Annotated in this window: 33 protein-coding genes; 32 read left to right on the top strand and 1 reads right to left on the bottom strand. The window is 35.0% G+C overall.

The annotated features are described in order from the left end of the window. Positions 1–49: 49 nt before the first annotated feature. From rplC to MTX13_RS03140, 32 genes are all read left to right on the top strand, one after another. Positions 50–667, top strand: coding sequence for a 50S ribosomal protein L3 (gene rplC, locus MTX13_RS03295; protein WP_223032959.1), 618 nt, complete (start codon positions 50–52; stop codon positions 665–667). Then, on the top strand, positions 667–1,296 hold the full coding sequence (gene rplD / locus MTX13_RS03290; protein WP_223032960.1) for a 50S ribosomal protein L4: 630 nt from the start codon (positions 667–669) through the stop codon (positions 1,294–1,296). The genes rplC and rplD overlap by 1 nt, the downstream gene beginning before the upstream one ends. 7 nt (positions 1,297–1,303) lie before the next feature. Then, positions 1,304–1,594, top strand: a complete 291-nt coding sequence (gene rplW / locus MTX13_RS03285) for a 50S ribosomal protein L23 (protein WP_223032961.1) — start codon at positions 1,304–1,306, stop codon at positions 1,592–1,594. A gap of 10 nt (positions 1,595–1,604) precedes the next feature. Continuing rightward, complete coding sequence (gene rplB / locus MTX13_RS03280) at positions 1,605–2,432, top strand: 50S ribosomal protein L2 (RefSeq protein ID WP_250432962.1); 828 nt, start codon at positions 1,605–1,607, stop codon at positions 2,430–2,432. Positions 2,433–2,438: 6 nt separating this feature from the next. Continuing rightward, entirely contained in the window at positions 2,439–2,717 is a 279-nt protein-coding gene (gene rpsS / locus MTX13_RS03275) for a 30S ribosomal protein S19 (RefSeq protein WP_072349809.1), read from the top strand. Positions 2,718–2,723: 6 nt separating this feature from the next. Then, the gene (rplV, locus tag MTX13_RS03270) at positions 2,724–3,131 is read left to right on the top strand and encodes a 50S ribosomal protein L22 (RefSeq protein WP_223032963.1); all 408 of its coding nucleotides are present in this window, start codon (positions 2,724–2,726) and stop codon (positions 3,129–3,131) included. A gap of 8 nt (positions 3,132–3,139) precedes the next feature. After that, positions 3,140–3,856, top strand: a complete 717-nt coding sequence (rpsC, locus tag MTX13_RS03265; protein ID WP_104735692.1) for a 30S ribosomal protein S3 — start codon at positions 3,140–3,142, stop codon at positions 3,854–3,856. Between the two features lie 20 nt (positions 3,857–3,876). Beyond that, positions 3,877–4,296, top strand: coding sequence for a 50S ribosomal protein L16 (gene rplP / locus MTX13_RS03260; RefSeq protein WP_223032964.1), 420 nt, complete (start codon positions 3,877–3,879; stop codon positions 4,294–4,296). A gap of 12 nt (positions 4,297–4,308) precedes the next feature. Continuing rightward, positions 4,309–4,500, top strand: coding sequence for a 50S ribosomal protein L29 (gene rpmC / locus MTX13_RS03255; RefSeq protein WP_223032965.1), 192 nt, complete (start codon positions 4,309–4,311; stop codon positions 4,498–4,500). A gap of 12 nt (positions 4,501–4,512) precedes the next feature. Continuing rightward, the gene (rpsQ, locus tag MTX13_RS03250) at positions 4,513–4,770 is read left to right on the top strand and encodes a 30S ribosomal protein S17 (RefSeq protein WP_040492188.1); all 258 of its coding nucleotides are present in this window, start codon (positions 4,513–4,515) and stop codon (positions 4,768–4,770) included. A 2-nt stretch (positions 4,771–4,772) separates the two neighbouring features. Continuing rightward, on the top strand, positions 4,773–5,141 hold the full coding sequence (rplN, locus tag MTX13_RS03245) for a 50S ribosomal protein L14 (protein ID WP_103051232.1): 369 nt from the start codon (positions 4,773–4,775) through the stop codon (positions 5,139–5,141). An 11-nt stretch (positions 5,142–5,152) separates the two neighbouring features. After that, on the top strand, positions 5,153–5,464 hold the full coding sequence (rplX, locus tag MTX13_RS03240; protein ID WP_223032966.1) for a 50S ribosomal protein L24: 312 nt from the start codon (positions 5,153–5,155) through the stop codon (positions 5,462–5,464). 2 nt (positions 5,465–5,466) lie between these two features. Beyond that, positions 5,467–6,018, top strand: a complete 552-nt coding sequence (rplE, locus tag MTX13_RS03235) for a 50S ribosomal protein L5 (RefSeq protein ID WP_250432961.1) — start codon at positions 5,467–5,469, stop codon at positions 6,016–6,018. A 3-nt stretch (positions 6,019–6,021) separates the two neighbouring features. After that, entirely contained in the window at positions 6,022–6,291 is a 270-nt protein-coding gene (rpsN, locus tag MTX13_RS03230; protein ID WP_223032968.1) for a 30S ribosomal protein S14, read from the top strand. Between the two features lie 70 nt (positions 6,292–6,361). Then, entirely contained in the window at positions 6,362–6,760 is a 399-nt protein-coding gene (rpsH, locus tag MTX13_RS03225; RefSeq protein ID WP_104735697.1) for a 30S ribosomal protein S8, read from the top strand. Positions 6,761–6,779: 19 nt separating this feature from the next. Next, the gene (rplF, locus tag MTX13_RS03220; RefSeq protein ID WP_223032969.1) at positions 6,780–7,322 is read left to right on the top strand and encodes a 50S ribosomal protein L6; all 543 of its coding nucleotides are present in this window, start codon (positions 6,780–6,782) and stop codon (positions 7,320–7,322) included. A gap of 10 nt (positions 7,323–7,332) precedes the next feature. Continuing rightward, positions 7,333–7,689 (top strand): 50S ribosomal protein L18, encoded by a 357-nt coding sequence (gene rplR, locus MTX13_RS03215; protein ID WP_223032970.1) that lies wholly within the window; start codon positions 7,333–7,335, stop codon positions 7,687–7,689. Between the two features lie 6 nt (positions 7,690–7,695). Then, positions 7,696–8,220, top strand: coding sequence for a 30S ribosomal protein S5 (gene rpsE / locus MTX13_RS03210; RefSeq protein ID WP_103051238.1), 525 nt, complete (start codon positions 7,696–7,698; stop codon positions 8,218–8,220). 12 nt (positions 8,221–8,232) lie between these two features. After that, entirely contained in the window at positions 8,233–8,415 is a 183-nt protein-coding gene (gene rpmD / locus MTX13_RS03205; protein ID WP_104735700.1) for a 50S ribosomal protein L30, read from the top strand. A 12-nt stretch (positions 8,416–8,427) separates the two neighbouring features. Continuing rightward, on the top strand, positions 8,428–8,880 hold the full coding sequence (rplO, locus tag MTX13_RS03200) for a 50S ribosomal protein L15 (protein WP_250432960.1): 453 nt from the start codon (positions 8,428–8,430) through the stop codon (positions 8,878–8,880). A gap of 15 nt (positions 8,881–8,895) precedes the next feature. After that, complete coding sequence (gene secY / locus MTX13_RS03195; RefSeq protein ID WP_250432959.1) at positions 8,896–10,239, top strand: preprotein translocase subunit SecY; 1,344 nt, start codon at positions 8,896–8,898, stop codon at positions 10,237–10,239. Between the two features lie 10 nt (positions 10,240–10,249). Further along, positions 10,250–10,465: a translation initiation factor IF-1 gene (infA, locus tag MTX13_RS03190; protein ID WP_007094967.1), complete on the top strand. Its 216-nt coding sequence runs from the start codon at positions 10,250–10,252 to the stop codon at positions 10,463–10,465. A 4-nt stretch (positions 10,466–10,469) separates the two neighbouring features. Continuing rightward, complete coding sequence (ykgO, locus tag MTX13_RS03185) at positions 10,470–10,586, top strand: type B 50S ribosomal protein L36 (RefSeq protein WP_013305171.1); 117 nt, start codon at positions 10,470–10,472, stop codon at positions 10,584–10,586. Between the two features lie 5 nt (positions 10,587–10,591). Next, positions 10,592–10,966: a 30S ribosomal protein S13 gene (gene rpsM / locus MTX13_RS03180; RefSeq protein WP_223032973.1), complete on the top strand. Its 375-nt coding sequence runs from the start codon at positions 10,592–10,594 to the stop codon at positions 10,964–10,966. Between the two features lie 106 nt (positions 10,967–11,072). Next, entirely contained in the window at positions 11,073–11,456 is a 384-nt protein-coding gene (gene rpsK / locus MTX13_RS03175; protein ID WP_223032974.1) for a 30S ribosomal protein S11, read from the top strand. A 176-nt stretch (positions 11,457–11,632) separates the two neighbouring features. Next, on the top strand, positions 11,633–12,238 hold the full coding sequence (gene rpsD, locus MTX13_RS03170; RefSeq protein WP_223032975.1) for a 30S ribosomal protein S4: 606 nt from the start codon (positions 11,633–11,635) through the stop codon (positions 12,236–12,238). A 97-nt stretch (positions 12,239–12,335) separates the two neighbouring features. Then, positions 12,336–13,328, top strand: coding sequence for a DNA-directed RNA polymerase subunit alpha (locus tag MTX13_RS03165; RefSeq protein ID WP_223032976.1), 993 nt, complete (start codon positions 12,336–12,338; stop codon positions 13,326–13,328). 62 nt (positions 13,329–13,390) lie between these two features. Next, on the top strand, positions 13,391–13,864 hold the full coding sequence (rplQ, locus tag MTX13_RS03160) for a 50S ribosomal protein L17 (protein WP_250432958.1): 474 nt from the start codon (positions 13,391–13,393) through the stop codon (positions 13,862–13,864). A gap of 86 nt (positions 13,865–13,950) precedes the next feature. Continuing rightward, on the top strand, positions 13,951–15,054 hold the full coding sequence (gene carA, locus MTX13_RS03155; RefSeq protein ID WP_250432957.1) for a glutamine-hydrolyzing carbamoyl-phosphate synthase small subunit: 1,104 nt from the start codon (positions 13,951–13,953) through the stop codon (positions 15,052–15,054). Between the two features lie 147 nt (positions 15,055–15,201). Further along, a complete protein-coding gene (eno, locus tag MTX13_RS03150; protein WP_250432956.1) occupies positions 15,202–16,491 on the top strand; it encodes a phosphopyruvate hydratase in 1,290 nt (429 codons plus the stop codon). Between the two features lie 184 nt (positions 16,492–16,675). Further along, complete coding sequence (locus MTX13_RS03145; RefSeq protein ID WP_250432955.1) at positions 16,676–17,962, top strand: citrate synthase; 1,287 nt, start codon at positions 16,676–16,678, stop codon at positions 17,960–17,962. A gap of 60 nt (positions 17,963–18,022) precedes the next feature. Next, entirely contained in the window at positions 18,023–18,937 is a 915-nt protein-coding gene (locus tag MTX13_RS03140; RefSeq protein WP_250432954.1) for a dimethylarginine dimethylaminohydrolase family protein, read from the top strand. Positions 18,938–19,006: 69 nt separating this feature from the next. Here MTX13_RS03140 and MTX13_RS03135 read toward each other — a convergent pair whose 3' ends face one another. Continuing rightward, positions 19,007–19,537, bottom strand: coding sequence for a YceI family protein (locus tag MTX13_RS03135; RefSeq protein WP_250432953.1), 531 nt, complete (start codon positions 19,535–19,537; stop codon positions 19,007–19,009). Between the last annotated feature and the right edge of the window lie 111 nt (positions 19,538–19,648).

The following is a 19,648-nucleotide window of genomic DNA, read 5'->3' as shown; positions in this document are numbered from 1 at the left end:
AGCCTTGAATTTTAATAAATAGAATAATAACAATTAATAATTAATAAATATGTCTGGGTTAATAGGAAAAAAAATCGGTATGACCAGCATCTTCGATGAGAATGGAAAAAATATTCCATGTACAGTAATTGAAGCTGGCCCATGTATCGTTACCCAAGTCAGAACCGAGGAAGTTGATGGCTACAATGCCGTGCAACTTGGTTTCGATGACGCGACAGAAAAAAGTGCTACCAAAGCTGATTTAGGTCATGCTAAGAAAGCAGGAACTTCTGTGAAACGCAAAGTTGTTGAGTTTAAAGGTTTTGAGGAGGAGTACAAGTTAGGTGATGCAATCACTGTAGAGCACTTTGCAGAAGGTGAGTTTGTTGATGTTTCAGGAACTTCGAAAGGTAAAGGCTTTCAAGGTGTTGTTAAACGTCACGGTTTTGGTGGTGTAGGTCAAGCTACTCACGGTCAACATAACCGTTTAAGAGCGCCAGGTTCTATTGGTGCCGCTTCTTATCCTGCAAGAGTATTCAAAGGAATGCGAATGGCTGGAAGAATGGGAGGCGAAACAGTTAAAGTTCAAAATTTAAGAGTTTTAAAAGTAGTTGCTGAAAAGAATCTACTTGTTGTTAAAGGATGTGTTCCTGGACACAAAAACGCTTATGTAATTATTAGAAAGTAATGAAAGTAGCAGTTGTAGATATTAACGGAAAAGACACAGGTAGAAAGGTTGAACTTTCTAAAGATGTGTTTGCTATTGAGCCTAATAATCATGCGGTTTATTTGGATGTTAAACAATATTTGGCAAACCAGAGACAAGGGACTCATAAAGCAAAAGAGCGTGCTGAAATAGCTGGAAGTACGCGTAAGATCAAAAAACAAAAGGGTACTGGTACTGCCAGAGCTGGTAGTATTAAGTCTGGTGTTTTTAAAGGTGGTGGACGTATGTTTGGTCCAAGACCTAGAAACTATGGTTTTAAGTTAAACAAAAATGTGAAGCGTTTGGCTCGTAAATCAGCTTTAACAATGAAAGCTAACGAGAAGTCAATTGTTGTGTTGGAAGACTTTAATTTTGATACTCCAAAGACTAAAAACTTCACGGCTGTTTTAAAGGCCTTAGACCTAGAAAACAAAAAATCTCTCTTTGTGTTGGGCGCTTCAAATAATAATGTATATTTGTCGTCACGCAATTTGAAAGGCTCTGAAGTTGTAACTAATTCAGAATTAAGCACTTATAAAATACTTAACGCTAATCAAGTTGTGCTTTTAGAGAGTTCTTTAGAAGGAATTGAAACGAATTTAAGTAAATAAGAAACAGATGAATATCTTAATTAAACCCATAATCACGGAAAAAGCGACTGCAGATAGCGAGTTAAGAAACTGCTATACATTCGCTGTGAATACGAAGGCGAACAAGGTAGAAATCAAAAAAGCGGTGGAAGCTGCTTATGGCGTTTCTGTTGAAAAAGTTCGTACTATAAATGTCCGTCCAGATAGAAGTACCAAGTATACAAAAACTGGTATTCAACATGGTAAAACAAATGCTGTTAAAAAGGCAATTGTACAACTGGCGGAAGGTGAAATGATTGATTTATACAGTAACATGTAATTAAAGACAAATGTCAGTAAGAAAATTAAAACCAATCACGCCAGGGCAGCGTTTTAGAGTAGTAAATGGGTATGACGCCATTACTACTGATAAGCCGGAGAAAAGTTTATTAGCTCCGAAAAAAAGGTCTGGTGGTAGAAACAGTCGCGGAAAAATGACCATGCGCTATATAGGTGGTGGTCATAAGAAAAGGTATCGTATTATCGACTTTAAACGTAACAAAACTGGAATTCCAGCAGAAGTTAAGTCTATCGAGTACGATCCAAACAGAACAGCGTTTATTGCGTTGTTGAACTATCAAGATGGTGAAAAACGATACATCGTTGCTCAAAATGGCTTACAAGTAGGTCAGACTATTGTTTCTGGAAAAGAGAATATCGCTCCAGAAATTGGTAATGCAATGCCGTTATCGCAAATTCCTTTAGGGACAATCATTTCTTGTGTTGAGTTACGTCCAGGTCAAGGAGCTGTTATGGCTCGTAGTGCTGGTACATTTGCACAATTAATGGCTCGTGAAGGTAAGTTTGCAACTATAAAATTACCGTCTGGTGAAACACGTTTAATATTAGCTGATTGTATGGCTACTATAGGTGTTGTGTCAAATTCAGATCATCAATTACTTGTATCAGGTAAAGCTGGTAGAACAAGATGGTTAGGAAGAAGACCACGTACAAGACCGGTTGTTATGAACCCTGTCGATCACCCAATGGGAGGTGGTGAAGGTAAGTCTTCAGGTGGACACCCACGTTCTAGAAATGGTATACCTGCTAAAGGTTATAGAACCCGTTCTAAAACAAAAGCGAGTAATAAATATATTGTAGAACGTAGAAAGAAATAATAAGTCATGTCAAGATCATTAAAAAAAGGACCTTACGTTCATTATAAATTAGAGAAGAAAGTAGCTGCTAATGTAGAAGCTAACAAGAAAACAGTTATCAAAACGTGGTCAAGAGCCTCTATGATAACACCAGATTTTGTTGGTCAAACAATTGCAGTGCATAACGGTCGTCAATTTGTTCCAGTTTACGTAACTGAAAACATGGTAGGACATAAGTTAGGAGAATTTTCACCTACACGATCTTTTAGAGGTCATGCAGGTGCTAAAAATAAAGGTAAAAAGTAGTAAGCTATGGGAAGTCGTAAAAAACAAATGGCAGACGCTATTAAGGAAGGAAAAAAGCAAGTTGCTTTTGCTAAACTTAATAACTGTCCTACGTCACCGAGAAAAATGCGTTTAGTAGCCGATTTAGTAAGAGGTGAAAGCGTAGAAAAAGCGCTTAATATTTTAAAATTTAGCCAAAAAGAAGCGTCAAATCGTTTAGAGAAATTGTTATTGTCTGCAATTGCAAACTGGCAAGCTAAAAACGAAGATGCTAGCATTGAAGAGGCTGAATTATTTGTTAAGGAGATTAGAGTAGATGGTGGAACAATGTTAAAAAGATTGCGTCCAGCACCTCAAGGTCGTGCACACAGAATTAGAAAACGTTCAAACCACGTAACATTAGTGGTTGGAGCTAACAATAACACACAAGCTTAAATAGAGATATGGGACAAAAAACAAATCCAATCGGAAATCGTTTAGGAATTATCAGAGGATGGGAATCTAACTGGTACGGAGGAAATGATTATGGCGATAAACTTGCCGAAGACGATAAGATAAGAAAGTACGTTCACGCACGTCTATCTAAAGCTAGTGTTTCTAGAGTAATTATTGAAAGAACTTTGAAACTTGTAACCGTTACTATCACTACGGCTCGACCAGGTATCATTATTGGTAAAGGCGGTCAAGAGGTAGACAAGTTAAAAGAAGAGCTTAAGAAAATTACTGGAAAAGAAGTTCAGATCAATATTTTTGAAATTAAGAGACCTGAACTAGATGCATTTTTAGTAGCATCAAGTATTGCTCGTCAAATAGAAAACAGAATTTCTTACCGTCGTGCAATAAAAATGGCTATCGCTGCTACAATGCGTATGAATGCTGAAGGAATTAAAATCCAAATCAGTGGTCGTTTAAATGGTGCTGAAATGGCACGTAGCGAGCACTACAAAGAAGGACGTATTCCTTTATCAACATTTAGAGCCGATATTGACTATGCTTTAGTTGAGGCACATACTACTTACGGTAGATTAGGTGTTAAAGTATGGATCATGAAAGGTGAAGTATATGGTAAAAGAGAACTTTCTCCGCTTGTTGGTTTATCTAAAAAGCAAGGAAAAGGTGGACGTGGTGGAAGAGATAACAAATCACGTCGTAGAAAGTAATTTTTTAAAGAAAAGAAAGCATGTTACAGCCTAAAAGAACAAAATTTCGTAAGCAACAAAAGGGTCGCATGAAAGGTAATGCCGGAAGAGGGCATCGTTTATCAAGTGGAACCTTTGGTATAAAGTCATTAGACTCAAGTTTTATTACAGCACGCCAGATTGAAGCTGCGCGTATTGCTGCTACTCGTTACATGAAAAGGGAAGGATCTATCTGGATTAAAATATTTCCAGACAAGCCTATTACAAAGAAACCTCTTGAAGTACGTATGGGTAAAGGTAAAGGTGCCGTTGAGTATTGGGCAGCTGTAGTTAAGCCAGGCCGTATACTTTTTGAAGTAGGAGGTGTACCGTTAGATGTTGCTAAAGAAGCATTACGTTTAGCTGCACAAAAGTTGCCAGTTAAAACTAAATTTATAATTGCTAGAGATTACGAAGCATAATTTATTTATACGATGAAACAATCAGAAGTAAAAGAATTATCAGTAGCTGAGTTACAAGAGAAACTTGGTGAGACAAAAAAGAGTTATTCAGAAATGAAATTGGCTCATGCAATTTCTCCTCTAGAGAATCCAATTCAGTTGCGTTCAGTAAGAAGAACGATAGCTAGAATTGCGACAGAATTAACAAAAAGAGAATTACAATAATTCTGCAGAAAGATGGAAACAAGAAATTTAAGAAAAGAACGTATAGGAATTGTTACTAGTAATAAAATGCAGAAATCTATTGTAGTTTCTGAGGTTAAGAAAGTAAAGCACCCTATGTATGGAAAGTTCGTGTTAAAAACAAAGAAATATGTTGCGCACGACGAGACAAACGATTGTAACATTGGAGATACTGTAAAGATCATGGAAACAAGACCTATGAGTAAATCTAAATGTTGGAGATTAGTTGAAATAATTGAAAGAGCGAAGTAATTATGGTACAGACTGAATCAAGATTAAAAGTAGCTGATAACACCGGAGCGAAAGAAGTTTTAACTATTCGTGTATTAGGTGGTACAAAAAGAAGATACGCTTCTGTAGGAGACAAAATTGTTGTTTCTGTTAAAGATGCGACTCCTAATGGAAACATAAAAAAAGGAGCTGTTTCTACTGCAGTAGTTGTACGTACTAGAAAAGAAGTAAGAAGACCAGACGGATCTTATATCCGTTTTGATGATAATGCATGTGTATTATTAAACCCAACGGGTGAGATGAGAGGCACACGTGTTTTTGGTCCTGTTGCTAGAGAACTTCGTGATAAACAATTCATGAAAATTGTATCATTAGCACCTGAAGTGCTTTAATGAAAAATAAAATGACAAAGCTTAAAATTAAATCAGGAGATACTGTAAAAGTAATAGCTGGAGATCACAAAGGATCTGAAGGTAAAGTACTTCAAGTATTAATAGATAAGAACAAGGCGATTGTTGAGGGGGTAAACTTGGTGAAAAAACACATGAAACCAAGTGCACAAAGTCCTCAAGGAGGAATCGTGGAAAAAGAAGCGGCTATTCATATTTCTAACTTATCGTTATTGACATCAAATGGTGAAGAGACACGAGTTGGATACAGAATGGAAGGCGATAAAAAAGTGAGATTTTCCAAAAAATCAAATGAAGTAATATAGTTATGGCATATTCACCGAGACTTAAAGAAGAGTATAAAAGCAGAGTAATTGCAGCTCTTACAGACGAATTTGGTTATAGTAATGTTATGCAGGTACCAAAACTTCAAAAGATAGTTTTATCTAAAGGAGTTGGTGCAGCAGTTGCAGACAAAAAGTTAATTGATCACGCTGTTGAAGAATTAACAACTATAACAGGGCAAAAAGCTATAGCAACACTATCTAAAAAAGACGTTGCATCTTTCAAATTACGTAAGGGTATGCCAATTGGAGCAAAAGTTACGTTAAGAGGCGAAAGAATGTACGAATTTTTAGATCGTTTAATTACATCAGCCTTGCCACGTGTAAGAGATTTTAATGGAATTAAAGCTACAGGATTTGACGGAAGAGGTAATTACAATTTAGGTATTACCGAGCAAATTATCTTCCCAGAGATTGATATCGATAAGGTAAACAAGATTTCTGGTATGGATATTACATTTGTTACTTCTGCAGAAACTGATAAAGAAGCAAAATCATTATTAACCGAATTAGGATTACCTTTTCAAAAGAATTAAGATATGGCTAAAGAATCAATGAAAGCCCGTGAGGTAAAAAGAGCAAAAACGGTAGCAAAGTATGCTGAAAAGCGTAAAGCTTTAAAAGAAGCTGGAGATTATGAAGCATTACAAAAATTACCAAAAAATGCTTCTCCTGTACGTATGCACAATCGTTGCAAGCTTACAGGTAGACCAAAAGGTTATATGAGAACATTTGGTATTTCTCGTGTATTGTTTAGAGAAATGGCTAACCAAGGATTAATTCCTGGTGTTAAAAAGGCAAGTTGGTAAAAATTATTAATTGGTTTCAGGTTTAATTCCGATAGTCGTAATTAAAAACCGTTACCGCAAATTTATAACTATGTATACAGATCCAATAGCGGATTATTTAACAAGAATTAGAAACGCAGTGCGTGCCAATCACAGAGTGGTTGAGATTCCTGCATCTAATCTTAAAAAAGAAATCACTAAAATATTATTCGACCAAGGATATATTTTAAGTTACAAATTCGAAGATTCAGCTGTACAAGGGACTATCAAGATAGCGCTTAAGTACAACAAGGAAACTAAAGAACCTGTAATTAAGAAGATTCAAAGAATAAGTAAACCAGGTTTACGTAAGTACGCAAGTTCAAAAGAACTTCCTAGAATTCTTAATGGTCTTGGTATTGCAATCGTTTCTACCTCTCATGGTGTAATGACTGGAAAACAAGCTCAAAGAGAAAATGTTGGAGGTGAAGTACTTTGTTACGTTTACTAATTTAAAAAGACTATAAGACATGTCAAGAATAGGTAATAACCCAGTAGCAATTCCAGAAGGAGTTACAGTTGAAGTCAACGATAACATAGTTACAGTAAAAGGAAAATTAGGTGAGTTAACTCAAGAATTTTCAAACGTATCTATCAAAGTTGAAGAAGGAAATGTTTTAGTTGAGCGTTCTTCTGATAAAAAAGAAGATAAAGCTAAACATGGTCTTTATAGAGCACTTATTTTCAATATGATTGAAGGTGTATCTAAAGGATGGACAAAAGAGTTAGAGTTAGTAGGTGTTGGATATAGAGCAACAAATCAAGGTCAAAAACTAGATTTAGCTTTAGGTTTTTCACATAATATCATTTTAGATTTAGCTCCTGAAGTTAAAGTTGAAACGGTATCAGAAAAAGGAAAGAACCCTATAGTAAAACTAACTTCTCACGATAAGCAATTGGTTGGACAAGTTGCAGCCAAAATACGCGGATTTAGAAAACCAGAACCTTACAAAGGTAAAGGTGTGAAGTTTGTTGGTGAACAAATAAGAAGAAAAGCAGGTAAATCAGCTTAATAATTAAGTTATGGCATTAACAAAGAACGAAAGACGATTAAGAATTAAGAACAGAGTTCGTAAAATAGTTTCAGGTACTGAAGCTAGACCAAGATTATCTGTTTTTAGAAGTAATAAAGAAATTTATGCTCAAATAGTTGATGACGTTACTGGTAAAACAATCAGTGCTGCATCTTCAAGAGATAAAGACATTAGTTCTGCAAAAGGTACAAAAACAGAAGTTGCTGCATTAGTAGGAAAAGCTGTTGCTGAAAAAGCCCTTAAAGCAGGTGTAGAAACAATCTCTTTTGATAGAGGAGGTTATTTATATCACGGAAGAGTAAAATCATTAGCAGAAGGTGCTAGAGAAGCAGGACTTAAATTCTAAGAAATTATGTATCAGAAATACAAAAGCGCAGAGCTAGTAAAACCAAGTGGATTAGATCTTAAAGATCGTTTAGTTGGAGTACAAAGAGTTACAAAGGTAACGAAAGGTGGTAGAGCATTCGGATTTTCAGCAATAGTTGTTGTTGGCGACGAAGCTGGAGTTGTTGGTCACGGATTAGGAAAATCTAAAGATGTGGCTAGTGCAATTGCAAAAGCTGTTGAAGACGCCAAGAAAAATTTAGTGCGTATCCCTATCGTAAAAGGAACGTTACCTCACGAACAAAAAGGTAAATATGGTGGAGCAAGAGTAAACATCATTCCTGCAGCTCCTGGTACAGGAGTTATTGCTGGTGGTGCTGTAAGAACAGTATTGGAAGCAGTAGGTGTACATGATGTATTATCAAAATCTCAAGGTTCATCTAACCCACACAACGTTGTAAAAGCAACTTTTGATGCTTTATTACAATTAAGAGATGCAAGAACTATTGCTCGTGACAGAGGAATTTCTCTTGAAAAAGTTTTTAAAGGATAATAAAGGAAAACGATGGCAAAGATTAAAGTTAAAAAAGTAAGAAGTGCAATCAATCGTACTAAAAGACAAAAGTTAACATTAGAAGCTTTAGGTCTTAAAAAGATTGGTCAAGTAGTAGAGCACGATGCCACACCAAATATCCTTGGTATGGTTGCTAAAGTTTCACATTTAGTTTCTGTTGAAGAAACAAAATAATAAAACACTGAAATGGATTTAAGTAATTTAAAACCTGCAGAGGGTTCAGTTAAAAGTCAAGGTAAACGAGTAGGTAGAGGACAAGGTTCTGGAAAAGGTGGTACTGCAACACGTGGTCACAAAGGAGCAAAGTCTCGTTCTGGTTATTCAAAGAAAATTGGTTTTGAAGGTGGTCAAATGCCGCTTCAAAGACGTGTACCTAAATTTGGCTTTACAAATATCAATCGTGTAGAGTATCAAGGTGTAAATTTAGATACCTTACAACAATTGGTAGATGATAAGAAAATAGAAGATACTGTAGATTTAGAAACATTAATGACTTTAAACCTAGTTGGCAAGAACGATCTTGTTAAGATTTTAGGTAGAGGTGAATTAAAATCTAAATTAACAGTAACAGCACATAAGTTTACTGCATCTGCAAAAGCTGCTATAGAAGCTGTTGGAGGAGAAGCTGTAACTTTATAATCCCCATATAAGCGCATGAAATTTATAGAGACATTAAAAAATGTTTGGAAAATAGAAGAACTAAGAAACAGAATTATTGTAACGTTAAGTCTGTTATTAGTTTACCGTTTTGGTGCACAAGTAGTTTTACCTGGTATTGATGCTGCGCAATTAGAAGGATTACAAGGTAGTACAGAAGATGGTTTGTTAGGTTTGTTAAATGCTTTTACAGGAGGTGCTTTTGCTAACGCTTCTGTATTTGCTTTAGGAATCATGCCTTACATATCAGCTTCTATTGTTGTACAATTAATGGGCATAGCAATTCCTTATTTGCAAAAGCTGCAAAAAGAAGGTGCAAGTGGTCAGAAGAAAATTAATCAAATTACACGTTGGTTAACCATTGCTATTTGTTTGGTTCAAGCACCAGGTTATTTAGCAAGTTTACCAGCTTTAGGAATTCCAACTTCGGCCTTTTTATTAGGTCAAGGTACTTTATTCTATTTTTCATCTGTAATTATTTTAGTAACAGGCTGTATCTTCGCGATGTGGTTAGGAGAAAAAATTACAGACAAGGGTATTGGTAATGGTATTTCGTTATTAATTATGGTTGGTATTATTGCAACCTTACCAAAAAACTTCTTGTTAAATGCATCGTCTAGATTAGAAACCAATAGCGTGATGCTAATTCTTTTTGAATTGGTAATCTGGTTATTAATTATTCTAGCTTCAGTTATGCTAGTAATGGCTGTAAGAAAAATTGCAGTACAATACGCAAGACGTACAGCATCTGGTGGCTACGAAAAGAATGTTTTTGGATCTAGACAATACATTCCTTTAAAATTAAATGCGTCTGGTGTAATGCCAATCATTTTTGCTCAAGCCATTATGTTTGTTCCAAGTTTAATAGGTGGTTCATCTTTCTTAAAGGAGACTTCTGCTGGACTGTGGATGCAGGCTAACTTTGCAGATATTTTTGGGTTTTGGTATAATGTCGTATTTGCGTTTTTAATTATAGTATTTACATACTTCTATACGGCAATTACAGTACCTACTAATAAAATGGCAGATGATTTAAAACGAAGTGGTGGTTTTATTCCTGGTATTCGTCCTGGAACTGAAACATCTGAATATTTAGACAAGATTATGTCTCAAATAACCTTGCCAGGTTCTATATTTTTAGCGCTTATTGCAGTGTTCCCTGCAGTTATTGTTAAGCTGATGAATGTACAATCTGGATGGGCTTTATTTTTTGGAGGAACATCATTATTAATTATGGTTGGAGTTGCAATTGACACTATGCAGCAAGTAAATTCATACTTGTTAAATAGACACTATGACGGCTTGATGAAAACAGGTAAAAATAGAAAAGCAGTAGCTTAATATATATACTATGGCAAAACAGGCAGCAATAGAGCAAGACGGAACAATTATAGAAGCATTATCAAATGCTATGTTTCGTGTTGAATTAGAAAATGGTCACATTGTGACAGCACACATATCTGGTAAAATGCGTATGCACTACATTAAGTTGTTACCAGGAGATAAAGTAAAATTAGAAATGAGCCCGTACGATTTAACAAAGGCTCGAATAACTTATAGATACTAATACGATGAAAGTAAGAGCATCAGTAAAAAAGAGAAGTGCAGACTGTAAGATCGTCCGCAGAAAAGGTAGACTTTACGTCATTAACAAAAAGAATCCTAGATTCAAACAAAGACAAGGTTAATTATTATGGCAAGAATTGCAGGTGTAGACATACCAAAAAACAAAAGAGGAGTAATCTCACTTACCTATATCTATGGAATAGGTAAAAGTAGAGCAAAAGAAATTTTAGCTACTGCTAAAGTTGATGAAAGTACTAAAGTTCAAGATTGGACAGATGACGAAATTGGAAACATTCGTGAAGCTGTAGGATCTTACACTATTGAAGGTGAATTACGTTCTGAAACACAATTAAACATTAAGCGATTAATGGATATTGGATGTTACAGAGGTATACGTCATAGAGCTGGTCTTCCATTAAGAGGACAACGTACTAAAAACAACTCTAGAACAAGAAAAGGTAGAAGAAAAACTGTTGCTAACAAGAAAATGGCAACTAAATAAAAATTAGACAATAGTCATTAGAGTTTAGAGGTTAGATGAATCTGTTTGAAATAGCAATGTTTAGGATTCTAACAACTAAAAACTAACAACTAGAAACTTAAAAAATATGGCAAAGTCAAGTACAAAAAAACGTAAAGTAATTGTAGATGCAATTGGTGAAGCACACGTAACAGCTTCTTTTAACAACATTATCATCTCTCTTACAAACAAAAAAGGCGATGTAATTTCATGGTCTTCAGCTGGTAAAATGGGATTCCGTGGATCTAAAAAGAACACACCTTATGCTGCACAATTAGCTGCAGAAGATGCTGCGGCAGTTGCACAAGAAGCTGGATTAAAGAAAGTAAAAGTTTACGTTAAAGGTCCTGGAAATGGTAGAGAATCTGCTATTCGTTCAATTCACAATGCAGGTATAGAGGTAACAGAAATTATTGATGTTACACCATTACCACATAATGGTTGTAGACCTCCAAAACGTAGAAGAGTATAATTTACATTGTTAGAATCATTAATATCAACTGTTTAAACAATTGATATTAATTTTTTTATACGTAAATTTGCAAACCGAAAAAAATAATAAACAAGTATCAACGAGAGACCAACGATTATCGAAGGATAAGATTAAGACCTTAATTCATAATCACTCTCATAATTTAATTTTAAAAAATGGCAAGATATACTGGTCCTAAAACTAAAATAGCTCGTAAATTTGGTGAAGCTATTTATGGAGAAGATAAGTCTTTTGAAAAGAGAAACTATCCTCCAGGTCAACATGGTGCAAACAAGCGTCGTGGTAAAAAATCTGAATACGCTATCCAATTAATGGAAAAGCAAAAAGCAAAATACACTTACGGTATTTTAGAGCGTCAATTCAGAAACATGTTCAAAAAAGCAACAGCTGCTCCTGGAATTACTGGTGAGGTGTTGCTACAATTATGTGAATCGCGTTTAGACAACGTTGTTTTCAGAATGGGCATGTCTCCTTCAAGAAGTGGTGCAAGACAATTAGTATCGCACAGACATATTACTGTAAACGGTGAAATCGTAAATATCCCATCTTACCAATTAAAAGCTGGTGATGTTGTTGCAGTAAGAGAAAAATCAAAATCACTTGAGTCAATTACTAATTCATTAGCAAACTCAAGTAACGTGTACGAATGGATTACTTGGAATAATGACACGAAGGAAGGAACTTATGTTTCTGTTCCTGCAAGAATTCAGATTCCAGAAAATATCAATGAGCAATTCATCGTCGAATTATACTCTAAATAATAATTTAAAAACATTGGTATTTAGCCAAAGGGTTTATAGGTACTTCTTCAAACTTTTAAACCGCGCAACTAAATAACAATTAAAACGAAGAAATAATATGGCAGTATTTAGTTTTCAAAAACCCGACAAAGTAATCATGATTGATTCAACTGACTTTGAAGGGAAATTCGAATTTAGACCTTTAGAACCAGGTTATGGTTTAACAGTTGGAAATGCATTAAGAAGAGTTTTATTGTCTTCTTTAGAAGGTTTTGCAATCACATCGGTTAGAATAGAAGGTGTAGATCACGAGTTCTCTACAATAGCAGGTGTTGTTGAAGATGTTACTGAAATGATTTTAAATTTAAAACAAATCCGTTTTAAAAGACAAATCGAAGATGTAGACAACGAATCCGTTTCTATTTCTATTTCGGGTCAAGAACAAATTACAGCGGGCGATTTCCAAAAATTCATTTCAGGATTCCAAGTATTAAATTCAGAATTAGTAATCTGTAATTTAGATCCTAAAGTGAACATCAATATGGAAATTACCATTGAAAAAGGAAGAGGTTATGTACCAGCAGAAGAAAACAAAAAAGCTTCAGCTCCAATAGGAACAATCTTTACAGATTCAATTTACACACCAATTAAAAATGTTAAGTATAGCATTGAAAATTACCGTGTAGAGCAAAAAACAGATTACGAAAAATTAGTTTTCGAAATCATTACAGATGGTTCTATTAACCCACAAGATGCTTTAACTGAAGCCGCTAAAACATTAATCCACCACTTCATGTTATTCTCTGATGAGCGTATTACATTAGAAGCTGATGAAATTGCACAGACTGAAACTTATGATGAAGAATCACTTCACATGAGGCAACTATTAAAAACTAAATTAGTAGATATGGACTTGTCTGTTCGTGCATTAAACTGTTTGAAAGCAGCAGAAGTTGACACATTAGGTGATTTAGTATCATTTAACAAAAACGATTTAATGAAGTTCCGTAACTTTGGTAAAAAATCTTTAACAGAGCTTGAAGAGCTTGTAAACGTTAAAGGATTGAATTTCGGGATGGACTTATCAAAATACAAGTTAGATAAAGATTAATTAATCATATTTTGCTCCCACGCTGTGGCGTGGTTTGGTAGCAAGATGATAAAACAAACGTCATGAGACACGGAAAAAAAACGAACCATTTAGGTAGAAAAACAGCTCACAGAAAAGCAATGTTAGCCAATATGGCTTGTTCTTTAATAGAGCACAAGCGTATTAACACAACAGTTGCTAAAGCAAAAGCTTTAAAACAATTTGTTGAGCCTTTAGTAACAAAGTCTAAAGAAGATACAACACATAACAGACGTATTGTTATGTCACGTTTAAGACAAAAAGAAGCTGTTGCTGAATTATTCAGAGAAGTTGCTCCTAAAGTTGGTGATAGACCAGGTGGTTACACAAGAATCATCAAATTAGGAAATCGTTTAGGTGATAACGCTGATATGGCAATGATAGAATTAGTTGATTACAACGAAATCTATAACGCAGGTAAAGCGAAGAAGAAAACAACACGTAGAAGTAGACGAGGTGGTTCTAAACCAGCCGCTGCTGCTCCAGTTGAAACTCAAGCAACAAACGAAGAAGAATAAATGTTAATAAGCATTTGATATATAAAGGATAATCTATTTTAGGTTATCCTTTTTTTTATGCAATTTTGCAAAACCTTTTTTTAGATATGAAGTATAATAAACGAGACAAAGCTATAGTTCTACTTGCAGATGGAACTATATTTCACGGCAAATCAATTGGCAAAAAAGGAACTGCTTTTGGCGAAGTATGTTTCAATACCGGAACAACAGGTTATCAGGAAATATTTACCGATCCTTCCTACTTTGGGCAGCTTATGGTGACAACCAACGCGCATATAGGAAACTATGGAACGCATGAAGATGAAATAGAATCTGATTCAATTAAGATATCAGGATTAATTTGTAAAAATTTTAGCTTTAATTATTCCAGACCGTCAGCTGAAGGAAACCTTGAACAGTTTTTTGAAAAACATAATGTTTTGGCTATTTCAGATGTTGATACAAGGGCATTAGTATCCTACATAAGAGATAATGGTGCTATGAACGCTGTAATTTCAACTGAAGTTGATAATATTGAAGGTTTGAAAAAACAGTTGGCAGATGTGCCCAATATGGAAGGCCTTGAATTGGCTTCAAAAGTATCAACCAAAGAACCGTATTATTTCGGAAACGAAAACGCAAAATATAAAATTGCTGCTTTAGATATAGGTGTGAAGAAAAATATACTTCGCAATTTAGCTAAACGTGATGCTTACATTAAAGTGTTTCCTTACAATTCAAAATTTGAAGATTTAGAAGCATTCAAACCAGATGGCTACTTTTTATCTAACGGACCAGGAGACCCAGAACCATTGGTTGAGGCTCAAGCTGTAGCAAAAGAAGTTATAAGCAGAAATCTACCCTTGTTCGGAATATGTTTAGGGCATCAGGTTATTGCTTTGGCAAATGGTATTTCAACCTATAAAATGCATCATGGGCACAGGGGAATTAATCATCCTGTTATTAACAAAATTACTGGTAAGGGTGAAATTACTTCGCAAAACCATGGTTTTGCTATAAATAGAGAGGAAACCGAAAAGCATCCAGATGTTGAAATTACTCACGTACATCTAAATGATCACACAGTTGCTGGAATTAAAATGAAATCCAAAAACTGTTTTTCAGTACAATACCATCCAGAAGCTAGTCCAGGTCCAAACGATTCAACATATCTATTTGACCAGTTTATAGAAAATATTAAAAACGCTTAATTGTAAAACCTCAAAGAATCTTAAAATTCATTGAGGTTTTTTTATTACGAAAACATTATCGTAAAAATTAAAAGCAATACTCACACAAACAATATGCTTTAGTAAGAGTATTTTGTAAATTTGTAATCCAATAAAAAAATCAACTAAATGAGCATTATAATTGATATTCACGCAAGACAAATTTTAGATTCACGTGGTAACCCAACAGTTGAAGTTGACGTTGTTACAGAAAACGGTATCATGGGACGAGCAGCTGTTCCATCTGGAGCATCAACCGGTGAGCATGAAGCTGTAGAGTTAAGAGATGGCAGTTCAGCTTTCATGGGAAAAGGTGTCTCTCAAGCCGTTAACAATGTTAATACTGTTATTGCTCAAGAATTATTGGGTGTTTCTGTTTTTGAACAGAATATGATTGATCAAATGATGATTGATTTAGATGGTACGCCAAACAAGTCAAAATTAGGAGCTAATGCTATATTGGGTGTTTCTCTTGCTGCTGCAAAAGCTGCTGCAAACGAGCTAGGTCAGCCTTTGTATCGCTACGTAGGAGGTGTTTCGGCAAACACACTTCCGGTTCCAATGATGAATATCATAAATGGAGGTTCGCATTCTGATGCACCAATTGCATTTCAAGAATTTATGATTATGCCAGTTAAGGCCAAGAATTTCACACATGCTATGCAAATGGGTACGGAGATTTTCCATAACCTTAAAAAAGTGTTACACGAAAGAGGGTTGAGTACTGCTGTAGGCGACGAAGGTGGTTTTGCTCCAACATTGGATGGTACTGAAGATGCGTTGGATACTATTGCCAAAGCTGTTGAAAAAGCAGGTTATAAGTTAGGCGATGATGTTATGATTGCTTTAGATTGTGCTTCGGCAGAATTTTATATTGATGGTAAATACGATTACACCAAGTTTGAAGGCGATAAAGGACAGGTAAGAACCAGTCAGGAACAAGCTAATTATCTAGCAGAGCTATGCGAGAAGTACCCGATAATCTCTATTGAAGATGGTATGGATGAAAACGATTGGGACGGTTGGAAATACCTAACCGAAAAAGTAGGCGATAAGGTTCAATTGGTAGGTGACGATTTGTTTGTAACTAATGTAGAGCGTTTATCTCGAGGTATTGAAAATAACATTGCAAACTCAATTCTTATTAAAGTAAACCAAATAGGAACTCTAACCGAAACTATTGCAGCTGTTAATATGGCACATAATGCAGGTTATACATCTGTAATGTCTCATCGTTCAGGCGAAACAGAAGACAATACCATTGCCGATTTAGCTGTGGCTTTAAACACAGGACAAATTAAAACAGGTTCAGCTTCGCGTAGTGATCGAATGGCCAAATACAATCAATTGTTACGTATAGAGGAAGAACTAGGACATGTAGCTTATTACCCTCAAGAAAAAGCATTTAAGGTCAGGTAAGGTTTTATACAATTTTATAGTTTTAAGCGATTATTATTTACTAGTAATCGCTTTTTTTGTGATAATAAATTTTAGTAATATCAAAATTGATAAATCCTTTCTGTATTCTTTATATATCGTGAGATATTTCGTATTTTAGTAGCGTCAAATTCGACACCTAATTATCAAAAATTTTATAAAGAATATGTCAGATAAAGCTACAATAGAAATTAACGGTCAAAAGTACGATTTTCCATTAGTTAAAGGAACTGAAGATGAAGTTGCTATTGATATCAAATCATTACGAAGTGCTACCAATGGCGTTGTAACAATAGACCCAGGATACAAGAATACCGGTTCATGTACAAGTGCGATTACGTTTCTAGATGGAGAAAAGGGGATTTTAAGGTACAGAGGATATTCTATTGAAGAATTAGCTGAAAAGGCAGACTTTTTAGAGGTTGCTTATTTATTGATTTTTGGTGAATTACCAACGCAAGAACAGTTAGATAAGTTTCATGCTGATATTAAAAGTCACTCGGTTGTAGATGATGATGTTCGTAAGATTGTAGATGCATTTCCAAAGTCGGCTCATCCAATGGGTGTTTTGGCATCCTTAACAAGTGCCTTAACAGCATTTAATCCATCTTCCGTAAATGTGAATTCTGAAGAGGATATGTACAAAGCCATTGTGCGCATAATGGGTAAATTTCCAGTATTGGTGGCTTGGACTTTACGTAAAAAACATGGTTTACCTTTAGACTATGGCGATAAAAATTTAGGGTATGTAGAAAACTGTCTTAAAATGATGTTTAAGCAGCCAAATGAAGATTATAATTTAGACCCAGTAGTAGTTGATGCTTTGGATAAATTATTGATTCTTCATGCCGACCATGAGCAAAACTGTTCAACATCAACAGTAAGAATTGTTGGTTCATCACATGCTGGATTATTTGCTTCATTGTCTTCAGGAATTTCAGCGCTTTGGGGACCACTACATGGAGGTGCTAACCAAGCTGTTTTAGAAATGTTAGAAGCCATCAAGGAAGATGGTGGTGACACCAAAAAATATATGGCTAAAGCCAAGGATAAGGATGATCCATTCCGTCTAATGGGATTCGGACATCGTGTTTATAAAAACTTTGACCCTCGAGCGAGAATCATAAAAAAATCTGCTGATGAAGTTTTAGGTAATTTAGGTATTGACGATCCAATTCTAGATATAGCCAAAGGATTGGAAAAAGAAGCTTTGGAAGATCCATACTTTGTAGATAGAAAACTATATCCAAACGTTGATTTTTATTCTGGAATTATTTATCGAGCGATGGGCATACCAACCGATATGTTTACGGTTATGTTTGCTTTAGGTCGCTTGCCAGGTTGGATTGCACAATGGCGTGAAATGCGTTTAAATGGTGAGCCAATTGGTAGACCAAGACAAATTTACACTGGAGAAACGTTAAGGCCTTTTAAAGCTATCAACAAACGTTAAAACCATTAATATCATATTTAAGCTTCATAGATTCTATGAAGCTTTTTTTATATTTACAGCATGCTAAAACTAAATGTAAAAAACGAAACATCACGTTTGCGAGCCGTTGTATTAGGTACTGCAAAAAGTAATGGGCCTACGCCAAGTGTTGAAGATGCTTACGACCCAAAATCTTTAGAACATATAAAAGCTGGAACATATCCTCTTGAAGAGGATATGGTAAAAGAAATGGAAGCAGTTGCAGCTGTTTTTAAAAAATATGAAGTTCTAGTGTTTCGACCAGAAATCATAAAAGATTGCAACCAAATTTTCACTCGGGATATTGCTTTTGTAATAGATGATAAGTTTGTAAAAGCCAATATACTTCCTGATAGAGAAGAAGAATTTACAGCTATTGAGCATGTGTGGAAACAAGTGCCAAAAGAACAGCGTATAAAACTTCCCGAACATTGCCACATTGAAGGTGGTGATGTAATGTTATACAACGACCATATTTTTATTGGTACTTATCGAGGCGATGATTATTCCGATTATATAATTGCTAGAACCAATATGGCTGCAGTAGAAGCTATGCAAGAATTGTTTCCTCATAAAAAAATAAAGTCGTTTGATTTACGAAAGTCCAATACTAACCCAAGGGAAAATGCTTTGCATTTAGATTGCTGTTTCCAGCCTGTAGGCAAAGGAAAAGCTATCCTTCATAAAAATGGTTTTTTGGTTGAAGAAGAATATAACTGGCTACTCAATTTCTTTGGAAAAGAAAATGTTTTTGAAATTGACAAAGAAGAAATGTACAACATGAACAGTAATATTTTTTCAATTTCTGAAGATGTTGTTATTTCCGAAAAAAACTTTAGCAGATTAAATACATGGTTACGCAATCAAGGCATTACAGTAGAGGAAGTGCCTTATGCTGAAATAGCCAAACAAGAAGGTTTGCTACGTTGTTCGACTTTACCATTAATACGTGATTAACTTAAATCGTAAATTCGAGTAAGTTTCATGAATTATATTTGTGAAATTAGTATCGAGATTAGTTTTAAATTACTCGACTTTGCAAATTATGGTAACTTCAGCAGTCTCACCAACTCGGAATGTACCATAATCTTCACCAATATTATAATCTAAACGATTAATCTCCAGTTCACCTTCAAATGTATTGTTTTTAAAAGTAAATGGTATTGTCACAGTTTTAGTAACGCCATGTATGGTCATCTCACCTGTGGTTTGATAACCATCATTGGTTTTGGTAACCGTGTTAGATTTGTAGCAGATAGTCTCATACTTTTCTACATCAAAAAAATCGGCTGAACGCAAGTCTTCATCGCGTTTGTTGTTTTTGGTGTTAATAGTTGTAGCATCAATACAGATATCAAAACTGGAACCTGAAACATCAGAAGTATTAAAGTTAAAATCACCTTGCATGCCTGTAAAGGTTCCTTTTACAGTAAAAATTCCACCGCCATTAATTTTAAATTTAACTTCCGATTTATCCGCATTTATAGTTTGAGCATTTACAAATGAAGTAACTGCAGTAATAAATACGAAAAGTAATAGACTTTTAAATGTTTTCATAATAAAGCTGTTTATTTTAATAGTCGTTGCAAAAACAATTCCATTTCTTTAAAAATAAAAAAAAGGAACTACATTTCTGTAGTTCCTCGACTTATAATTACGTTAAATATT

The sequence above is a fragment of the Hanstruepera flava genome (assembly GCF_023634025.1).
In the GTDB taxonomy this organism is placed as follows: domain Bacteria; phylum Bacteroidota; class Bacteroidia; order Flavobacteriales; family Flavobacteriaceae; genus Hanstruepera; species Hanstruepera flava.
Note: the sequence above shows the minus strand (reverse complement) of the source record. Positions and strands in the feature narration are given on the sequence as shown.

Coding starts and splice junctions, on each gene's coding strand:
- rplO (WP_250432960.1), top strand. CDS start 8,428: ATGGATTTAAGTAATTTAAAACCTGCAGAGGGTTCAGTTAAAAGTCAA.
- carA (WP_250432957.1), top strand. CDS start 13,951: ATGAAGTATAATAAACGAGACAAAGCTATAGTTCTACTTGCAGATGGA.
- rpsE (WP_103051238.1), top strand. CDS start 7,696: ATGTATCAGAAATACAAAAGCGCAGAGCTAGTAAAACCAAGTGGATTA.
- rplN (WP_103051232.1), top strand. CDS start 4,773: ATGGTACAGACTGAATCAAGATTAAAAGTAGCTGATAACACCGGAGCG.
- rpsC (WP_104735692.1), top strand. CDS start 3,140: ATGGGACAAAAAACAAATCCAATCGGAAATCGTTTAGGAATTATCAGA.
- rplW (WP_223032961.1), top strand. CDS start 1,304: ATGAATATCTTAATTAAACCCATAATCACGGAAAAAGCGACTGCAGAT.
- rpsS (WP_072349809.1), top strand. CDS start 2,439: ATGTCAAGATCATTAAAAAAAGGACCTTACGTTCATTATAAATTAGAG.
- rplE (WP_250432961.1), top strand. CDS start 5,467: ATGGCATATTCACCGAGACTTAAAGAAGAGTATAAAAGCAGAGTAATT.
- rplC (WP_223032959.1), top strand. CDS start 50: ATGTCTGGGTTAATAGGAAAAAAAATCGGTATGACCAGCATCTTCGAT.
- ykgO (WP_013305171.1), top strand. CDS start 10,470: ATGAAAGTAAGAGCATCAGTAAAAAAGAGAAGTGCAGACTGTAAGATC.
- MTX13_RS03135 (WP_250432953.1), bottom strand. CDS start 19,537: ATGAAAACATTTAAAAGTCTATTACTTTTCGTATTTATTACTGCAGTT.
- rplQ (WP_250432958.1), top strand. CDS start 13,391: ATGAGACACGGAAAAAAAACGAACCATTTAGGTAGAAAAACAGCTCAC.
- rpsQ (WP_040492188.1), top strand. CDS start 4,513: ATGGAAACAAGAAATTTAAGAAAAGAACGTATAGGAATTGTTACTAGT.
- rplB (WP_250432962.1), top strand. CDS start 1,605: ATGTCAGTAAGAAAATTAAAACCAATCACGCCAGGGCAGCGTTTTAGA.
- rplR (WP_223032970.1), top strand. CDS start 7,333: ATGGCATTAACAAAGAACGAAAGACGATTAAGAATTAAGAACAGAGTT.
- rpmD (WP_104735700.1), top strand. CDS start 8,233: ATGGCAAAGATTAAAGTTAAAAAAGTAAGAAGTGCAATCAATCGTACT.
- rpsD (WP_223032975.1), top strand. CDS start 11,633: ATGGCAAGATATACTGGTCCTAAAACTAAAATAGCTCGTAAATTTGGT.
- rpsM (WP_223032973.1), top strand. CDS start 10,592: ATGGCAAGAATTGCAGGTGTAGACATACCAAAAAACAAAAGAGGAGTA.
- rplX (WP_223032966.1), top strand. CDS start 5,153: ATGACAAAGCTTAAAATTAAATCAGGAGATACTGTAAAAGTAATAGCT.
- rpmC (WP_223032965.1), top strand. CDS start 4,309: ATGAAACAATCAGAAGTAAAAGAATTATCAGTAGCTGAGTTACAAGAG.
- eno (WP_250432956.1), top strand. CDS start 15,202: ATGAGCATTATAATTGATATTCACGCAAGACAAATTTTAGATTCACGT.
- rplP (WP_223032964.1), top strand. CDS start 3,877: ATGTTACAGCCTAAAAGAACAAAATTTCGTAAGCAACAAAAGGGTCGC.
- MTX13_RS03140 (WP_250432954.1), top strand. CDS start 18,023: ATGCTAAAACTAAATGTAAAAAACGAAACATCACGTTTGCGAGCCGTT.
- MTX13_RS03145 (WP_250432955.1), top strand. CDS start 16,676: ATGTCAGATAAAGCTACAATAGAAATTAACGGTCAAAAGTACGATTTT.
- MTX13_RS03165 (WP_223032976.1), top strand. CDS start 12,336: ATGGCAGTATTTAGTTTTCAAAAACCCGACAAAGTAATCATGATTGAT.
- rplF (WP_223032969.1), top strand. CDS start 6,780: ATGTCAAGAATAGGTAATAACCCAGTAGCAATTCCAGAAGGAGTTACA.
- rpsN (WP_223032968.1), top strand. CDS start 6,022: ATGGCTAAAGAATCAATGAAAGCCCGTGAGGTAAAAAGAGCAAAAACG.
- rpsH (WP_104735697.1), top strand. CDS start 6,362: ATGTATACAGATCCAATAGCGGATTATTTAACAAGAATTAGAAACGCA.
- rpsK (WP_223032974.1), top strand. CDS start 11,073: ATGGCAAAGTCAAGTACAAAAAAACGTAAAGTAATTGTAGATGCAATT.
- secY (WP_250432959.1), top strand. CDS start 8,896: ATGAAATTTATAGAGACATTAAAAAATGTTTGGAAAATAGAAGAACTA.
- rplV (WP_223032963.1), top strand. CDS start 2,724: ATGGGAAGTCGTAAAAAACAAATGGCAGACGCTATTAAGGAAGGAAAA.
- rplD (WP_223032960.1), top strand. CDS start 667: ATGAAAGTAGCAGTTGTAGATATTAACGGAAAAGACACAGGTAGAAAG.
- infA (WP_007094967.1), top strand. CDS start 10,250: ATGGCAAAACAGGCAGCAATAGAGCAAGACGGAACAATTATAGAAGCA.